Origin of the sequence: Luteimonas sp. 8-5 (assembly GCF_029763755.1) — a bacterium.
Lineage (GTDB): Bacteria > Pseudomonadota > Gammaproteobacteria > Xanthomonadales > Xanthomonadaceae > Cognatiluteimonas.
On the sequence record NZ_JARUVM010000083.1, the window covers coordinates 1 to 6,370 of the forward strand.

Below are 6,370 nucleotides of genomic sequence, written 5' to 3' on the forward strand. Positions count from 1 at the left end.
GGTGAAGGTGACCGCGAGGATGCCGTGCGCCGGCACGCCGTGGACCTCGTTGAGCCAGGCGATCCGGTGCGTGAGGACCCGGGTCTTGCCCGAACCGGCACCCGCCAGCACCAGGTAATGGCCGGCAGGCGCGGTGACGGCCTCGCGCTGGGCCGGGTTCAGCCCGTCGAGCAGGTGGGAGACATCCATCCCGCCATTTTATGGGGACGGAGGTAATTAAGCTCGCTTAATTACCTCCGTCCCCTTTTTCCTTGTTCTAGTGCTGTTCGCGGCGACTGGTGGTCGCATGCATGAGCTTGTCGGTATAGGCGATGCCGATCGCCGACAGGATGAACACGCAGTGGATGATCGTCTGCCACATCACCCCGTCGGCGGTGAAACGCGTGCACGGCGTGCCGGCGGAAACCGAAACGCATACCGGCAGGCCGAGCGTGCCGGCCTCGATGAAGGTCTTGAGCAGGTGGATCGAGGAGATGCCGATGATCGCCATCGCCAGCTTCACCTTCAGTACCGAGGCGTTGACGTGGCTCAGCCACTCCGGCTGGTCGGGGTGTCCCTGCAGGTTGAGGCGCGAGACGAAGGTCTCGTAGCCACCGACGATCACCATCACCAGCAGGTTGGAGATCATCACCACGTCGATCAGCCCCAGCACCGCGAGCATGATCAGCTGCTCGCTCAGCTCGGTCGCCCCGTGCACCAGGTGCCACAGCTCCTTCATGAAGAGCACGACGTACACGCCCTGGGCCAGGATCAGGCCGAGGTACAGCGGCAGCTGCAGCCAGCGCGAGGAGAAGATCAGCGTGGACAGCGGGCTGAGGGTGGCGGGCACGACGGGGTTGGTGCGCGGATCGGACATGGCGGCGTTTCGCGGGCGGAAAGCGCGCAAGGGTATACGCAGGCCGGCGTGCCGCGCCAGAGCGCTGGCGCTACCCTGATATGCCCCTGCCCCAACCGGAGACGCCCATGATCGACCTGCACTACTGGCCCACGCCCAACGGCCACAAGGTCACCCTGATGCTGGAAGAGCTGGCCGAAGCCGGGGCGCCGCTGCAATACCGGATCGTGCCCGTGGACATCGGCAAGGGCGCGCAGTTCGAACCGGCCTACCTGGCGATCTCGCCCAACAACAAGATGCCGGCGCTCGTGGACCACGATCCGGAGGGCGGTGGCGGCCCGCTGTCGGTGTTCGAGTCCGGCGCGATCCTGCAGTACCTGGCCGAGAAGACCGGCCGCTTCCTGCCGCGCGACCTGCGCGGCCGCTGGGAAGTGCTGCAGTGGCTGTACTGGCAGATGGGCGGGCTGGGCCCGATGACCGGCCAGCACGGCCATTTCAGCGTCTACGCGCCCGAGAAGGTGCCGTACGCGATCGAGCGTTACAGCCGCGAGGCCGAGCGCCTGCTCGGGGTGCTGGACAAGCGCCTGGCCGGCCGCGCATTCATCGCCGGCGACGACTACAGCATCGCCGACATGGCCTGCCATCCCTGGATCAATCCCTACGACAAGGCACCGCTGGACCTGCAGCCCTTCCCGGAAATCCGCCGCTGGCACGCCGCCGTCGCCGCCCGTCCCGCCGTGCAACGCGCCTACGCCCTGTCGAAGACCGTCAACCCGGACGCCGGCAAACCGATGTCCGAAGAGGAGAAGAAAATCCTCTTCGGCCAACGCGCCCGCTAAGAGCGTTTTTGGCCACGGATGAACACGGAGGACACGGATAGGGCAAAAACAACAAGAAGTGGCTCCTGGCGATCGGCCGCCAGGAAGCCCTCAGCTCATGCTCTATCCGTGTTTATCCGTGTAATCCGTGGCAAAGCTCCGCTTCAATCCTTCGGGGGCTGCATCTGGTATTGGGCCGGCGGGGTGTTGCCGGCCAGGTGCCGGACGAAGTAGTCCCAGCGCCTGCGGGTGATGTAGGGATTGTCCTCGCCGTAGCCGTGGCGCGCGTGCGGCAACACGATCAGGTCGAAGTCCTTGTTGGCCTTCACCAGCGCGTCGACCACCAGGAACGTGCTGTACGGCGGCACGTTGTCGTCCATCAGGCCGTGCACCAGCATCAGCTTGCCCTTGAGGTTGGCGGCCAGCGACTGGTTTGCCTGGTCGTCGTAGTTGGTGGTGCCGTCGGCGTTGGTGACCAGCAGGCCCTGCCACTTCTCGGCCCAGTCGTCCTCGTACACGCGGTTGTCGTGGTTGCCGCTCTCCGACCAGCCGACCTTGAAGAAGTCCGGATAGCGGAACATCGCGCCGGCGGTGGCGTTGCCGCCGCCCGAATGCCCCCACATGCCGACGCGGTCGAGGTCGATCCAGGCGTGGCGTTGCCCAAGCTGCTTCAGCGCCGCGACCTGGTCCGGCAGGGTGTTGTCGCCGACGTTGCCGGCGTAGGCGTCATGGAACGCCTTGTTGCGCCACGGCTGGCTGCCCATGCCGTCGATCGCCACCACGATGAAGCCCAGTTCGGCCAGCGCCTGGTGGTCGCTGCGCGCGGCGGAGAAGCTGCGGCCGCGCACCGAGCCGGTCTGCGGGCCCGGGTAGACGTAGTCGACGATGGGATACTTCTTCTTCGCGTCGAAATTGGTCGGCTTGAACATCATGCCGTACAGATCGGTCTTGCCGTCGCGCGCCTTGACCGTGAACGGCACCGGCGGCACCCAGCCGGCGGCCTTCAGCCGCGAGATGTCGGCCGTCGCCACGGTGGCGACGGTGCTGCCGTCGTCGGCGCGGCGCAGCACCGTGACAGGCGGATCCACAGGCGTGGACCAGGCGTCGACGAAATACGTTCCATCCGGCGACAGGGTGACGGTGTGGTCGGCCGCTTCGGGCGTCAGCAGCACCGGTTCGCCGCCGTCCAGCGACACCTTGAAGAACTGCTGGTAGTAAGGATCCACGCCCGCAGTGCGGCCCACGCCGCGGAACCAGACGGTGCGGCTTTCCGGATCGACGCGCACGACCTCGGTGACGTTGCCCTCGCCGCCGGTCACCGCATGCTTGAGCTTGCCGGTACCGGCGTCGTACAGGTACAGGTGGCCCCAGTCGCTGCGCTGGCTCCACCACAGGATTTCGTTGCTGGCCGCGAGATAGCGCCAGTTGATGGCGTTGATGCCGCTCTCGAACCAGGTCGGCACATGCTCGTGCATCACTTCGCGCACCGCGCCGGTGGCGGCGTCGGCAATGCGCAGCCACACATCCTTGTGGTCGCGCGAACTGGAGGCGAAGGCGAGCGTCCTGCCGTCGTCGGCCCACTGCACGTCTTCCCAGCCGCCGAAGCAGCTGACGTCGTCGCACTGGGTGGAGCGATGCTGGTCCGGCGGCATCTTCAGCCGCACCACGCCCGCCGGCTTGCCGGCCGCGGGCAGGTCGACGATGACCCGCTCGATCATCGTGATGTCCTTGTCGCCGACCAGCGGGTACTTCCAGGTCTTCACCTGCGGATGCCCGACCTCGGTCGTGACCAGGGTCATCGTCCCGGTCTTGCGCTGGTCCTGCTGGAAGGTCGCGATCTTCGTCGAATCCGGCGACCACACCAGGATGGCGCGGTCGCTGTGGGTCCAGCCCGCATTGTCGGTGGCATAGCCGTAGTCCTCGACGCCGTCGCGGGTGAGCTGGGTTTCCTTGCCGCTTTCGACGTCGCGCAGCCACAGGTTCCAGTCGCGGATGAACGCCTCGGAGCGACCATCGGGCGAGCGCACGCCCGGCTCCTTGCCGCCCTTGGCAACGACCTGGGTGCAGCCTTCGACCTGCGGGTCGCACAGGAAGCGCTGCCCGCGCACCTCGACTTCATAGCCGCCGTCGGCGGCGATGCTGAATTTCGTCACCGGCAGCTTGTCGGCCTTCACCGGCTTGCCGCCGGCCTTGGTCAGCGCCTCGGCGAGACGGGCACGGTCGAACGCCGGCGCCGGTTTCGCGTCGGCCGTGGCCGCGTCCATCACCATGAAATGGTCGCCATCGGCATCGTGGTCGCGGAACCAGAAGCGGCCGTCGTCGAGCCAGGTCACGCGGGTCACCGCGTGGTCGACCAGCGGATTGGCGTTGTAGCCGACGAAACGCTCGGCGCGGGCGTAATCCTGCGCAGTGAGGGTGCGTCCCTGCGCGGCGGCCACGGCGGGCAGCGCCAGGGTGGTGGCAAGCGCCAACGCCAGGGCGGGGCCCCGGACCTGAAGGAAATCTGACCGGAACATCGAAAGCATTGCTGGCTCCCCGGAAATGACACGACGTCGGCCACGATGCTAGCCATACTTTGCCGCCGCCCGCCACCGCCAATGGTCTCGGCTGCGCCACCACCTGGCGCTAACGCGCCGGAACCTATGCTGCCGCCCGCCGACCCAGCGGATGGAGACCGCGATGACCGACACAGACCGGATGCCGCTCGACCGCATGCCCTTGGACCGCATGCCCTTGGACCACAGGGACGTCGCGGTGCTCATCCCCGCCCTGAACGAGGCACTGCGCATCCGTGAAGTCGTCATGGGCGCGCTGGCACAGTGCCCGCGGGTGATCGTGGTCGACGATGGTTCCGACGACGACACGGTCGACCGGATCTCCGATCTACCGGTCGTACTGCTGCGGCATCCCCGGCGCATGGGAAAGGGCGCATGCCTGCGCGACGGTTTCGCCGAGGCATTGCGGCTGGGCGCGCGCGCGGTGTTGACCATGGATGGAGACGGGCAGCACTCGGCAGGCGACATCCCGCGGATCATCGCCGTAGCCAATCGGCATCCCGGTTGCATCGTGATCGGCGCGCGGCTGCGCCGGCGGTCGCAGAAGCCGATCCTGCGCCGCCTCGCCAACGAATTCGGCGACTGGGGCCTGGCCTGGGGCACCGGCTACCGGATCGCGGACAGCCAGAGCGGGCAACGTCTCTACCCGGCGGCCGTGGCGGCACTGGACGCCGTGCCCGGCGAAGACTTCGTGTTCGAGTCGCAGATCATCATCTCGGCCGCGCGCCGCCTGGGCACGCGCTGCGTGTCGGTGCCGATCGAGTCGCGCTACAAGTGCGTGCACTCCAGCGAATCGTTCCGTCCCAGCCACTTCCGTCCGTTGCGCGACCTGTGGCGGATCACCAGCCACATCGTGCGCCAGGCGCTGGCCCATGGCGGCCTGGCGGACGTGTACAGGAGCATCCGCGCCAATCCGGCGGTGATCGACGACCCGGACGAGGCATTCCCCGAAGGAGCGCGCCTCGCGCGCGATTCCACGCATCCCTGAATCGCGCGGGCCATCGCGCGCAAGGCGCGTTCCTACTAAACGCGTTCCTGCTCGACGCGCTCCTACTCGACGAAGATCGCCAGCGCCTGCGCGTGCTTCGGCGTGGGGCTGATGTCCACGCCCACGCCACCCCCGACCCGGGTATGGCCGCCGCTGTAGCGGCCGGCACCGACACCGACGTTGACCCGGCCGCCGCGATAGCTGCTCGCCATGCCTTGCAGCAGCAGGCCGTTGGCGCCCAAGCGCGCCGCTTCGGCGCGCAGCTTCGCGATCACGTCGTTGGTCTTGTTCTGCTCGCCGTAGGTGAGCGGGCCACTGGCGGTTTCCAGCAGCGCGATCTCGATGTAGCGCCCCTTGGGCGGCTCCATGTAGACCTGCACCTGTTCCGGGGAGAGTGCCGGGCGCGCGGGCGAGATCATCAGGCGCGAAGTGCTCGCGCAACCGGCAAGCAGCGCCGCGGAAAGCGCGGCACCGGCGAACAGCCTGGCAATGGTCCGGGACATGGGGCAATCATCCTCCGGCAGCGCTGAACCCGCACTATCGCACTATCATGTACGCCCCGCCTTTCATTCCGCATTCACCGAACCCCGCATGTCCGCCGCCCCCCAGTTCGCCGCCCCCGCGCGCTTCGCGGTGGACTACATGGCCGGCCAGCCGCGGGCCCTGCTCGGGGACCCCGGCATCCTCGCGGTGTTCGGTTTCGGCGCTGCCGCGCCGGAACGGCTGGACGACCCCCGCTACCTGAATGTCCCGCTGCAACCGCATCCGGGCGCTGCCCCCTGCGAGGTCTGGCGCGTGGACGGCACCGTGGAGCACGGGCGCGAAGGCGACATCGCCTGGTCCAGCAACGGCAGGCTTGCCTTCGGGGTGATCGAAGTCGACGAAAGCGCGCACGCCGGCGCCGGCGATCCGACCGGCATGGTCGGCGCGGCCGCGCACGCCTACGCCAGGCTGGCCGCCTTCATCGGCGCCAGCCAGACGCCGCACCTGCTGAAGATCTGGAACTACATCGACGCGATCACCCTGGGCGAAGGCGACAGCGAGCGGTATCGCCAGTTCTGCGTCGGCCGGGTGCGCGGACTGGGCAACGTCGACGCCAGCCGCCTGCCGGCGGCCACCGCGATCGGCTGCCGCAACGACGCCCGCGTGCTCCAGGTCTACTGGCTGGCCGCCG

Annotated in this window: 6 protein-coding genes and 1 pseudogene; 3 read left to right on the forward strand and 4 right to left on the reverse strand. The window is 68.0% G+C overall.

Translation table 11 applies throughout. The features are described 5' to 3' along the window. The coding region (locus QAA18_RS09365; RefSeq protein ID WP_279412666.1) for a UvrD-helicase domain-containing protein at nt 1–189 on the reverse strand (189 nt) is incomplete at its 3' end. 67 nt (nt 190–256) lie between these two features. After that, nucleotides 257–856: a TIGR00645 family protein gene (locus QAA18_RS09370; RefSeq protein ID WP_279412667.1), complete on the reverse strand. Its 600-nt coding sequence runs from the start codon at nt 854–856 to the stop codon at nt 257–259. 107 nt (nt 857–963) lie between these two features. Here QAA18_RS09370 and QAA18_RS09375 point away from each other — a divergent pair, with 107 nt between their 5' ends. Next, the gene (locus tag QAA18_RS09375; RefSeq protein ID WP_279412668.1) at nt 964–1,674 is read left to right on the forward strand and encodes a glutathione binding-like protein; all 711 of its coding nucleotides are present in this window, start codon (nt 964–966) and stop codon (nt 1,672–1,674) included. 143 nt (nt 1,675–1,817) lie between these two features. Here QAA18_RS09375 and QAA18_RS09380 read toward each other — a convergent pair whose 3' ends face one another. After that, entirely contained in the window at nt 1,818–4,169 is a 2,352-nt protein-coding gene (locus QAA18_RS09380; RefSeq protein WP_279412669.1) for a DPP IV N-terminal domain-containing protein, read from the reverse strand. A 211-nt stretch (nt 4,170–4,380) separates the two neighbouring features. Here QAA18_RS09380 and QAA18_RS09385 point away from each other — a divergent pair, with 211 nt between their 5' ends. After that, nucleotides 4,381–5,196 (forward strand): glycosyltransferase family 2 protein, encoded by an 816-nt coding sequence (locus QAA18_RS09385; protein WP_279412671.1) that lies wholly within the window; start codon nt 4,381–4,383, stop codon nt 5,194–5,196. Between the two features lie 62 nt (nt 5,197–5,258). Here the strand turns inward: QAA18_RS09385 and QAA18_RS09390 are convergent, their stop codons facing one another. Continuing rightward, nucleotides 5,259–5,699: a hypothetical protein gene (locus tag QAA18_RS09390; RefSeq protein WP_279412670.1), complete on the reverse strand. Its 441-nt coding sequence runs from the start codon at nt 5,697–5,699 to the stop codon at nt 5,259–5,261. Between the two features lie 88 nt (nt 5,700–5,787). Between QAA18_RS09390 and QAA18_RS09395 the strand changes: the two are divergent. Then, a pseudogene (locus QAA18_RS09395) lies at nt 5,788–6,370 on the forward strand (pteridine-dependent deoxygenase); the annotation flags it as partial.

What these genes read in the sequence shown, in the direction of transcription:
- QAA18_RS09370 (WP_279412667.1), bottom strand. Translation starts at nt 856, where the DNA reads ATGTCCGATCCGCGCACCAACCCCGTCGTGCCCGCCACCCTCAGCCCG.
- QAA18_RS09375 (WP_279412668.1), top strand. Translation starts at nt 964, where the DNA reads ATGATCGACCTGCACTACTGGCCCACGCCCAACGGCCACAAGGTCACC.
- QAA18_RS09380 (WP_279412669.1), bottom strand. Translation starts at nt 4,169, where the DNA reads ATGTTCCGGTCAGATTTCCTTCAGGTCCGGGGCCCCGCCCTGGCGTTG.
- QAA18_RS09385 (WP_279412671.1), top strand. Translation starts at nt 4,381, where the DNA reads ATGCCCTTGGACCACAGGGACGTCGCGGTGCTCATCCCCGCCCTGAAC.
- QAA18_RS09390 (WP_279412670.1), bottom strand. Translation starts at nt 5,699, where the DNA reads ATGTCCCGGACCATTGCCAGGCTGTTCGCCGGTGCCGCGCTTTCCGCG.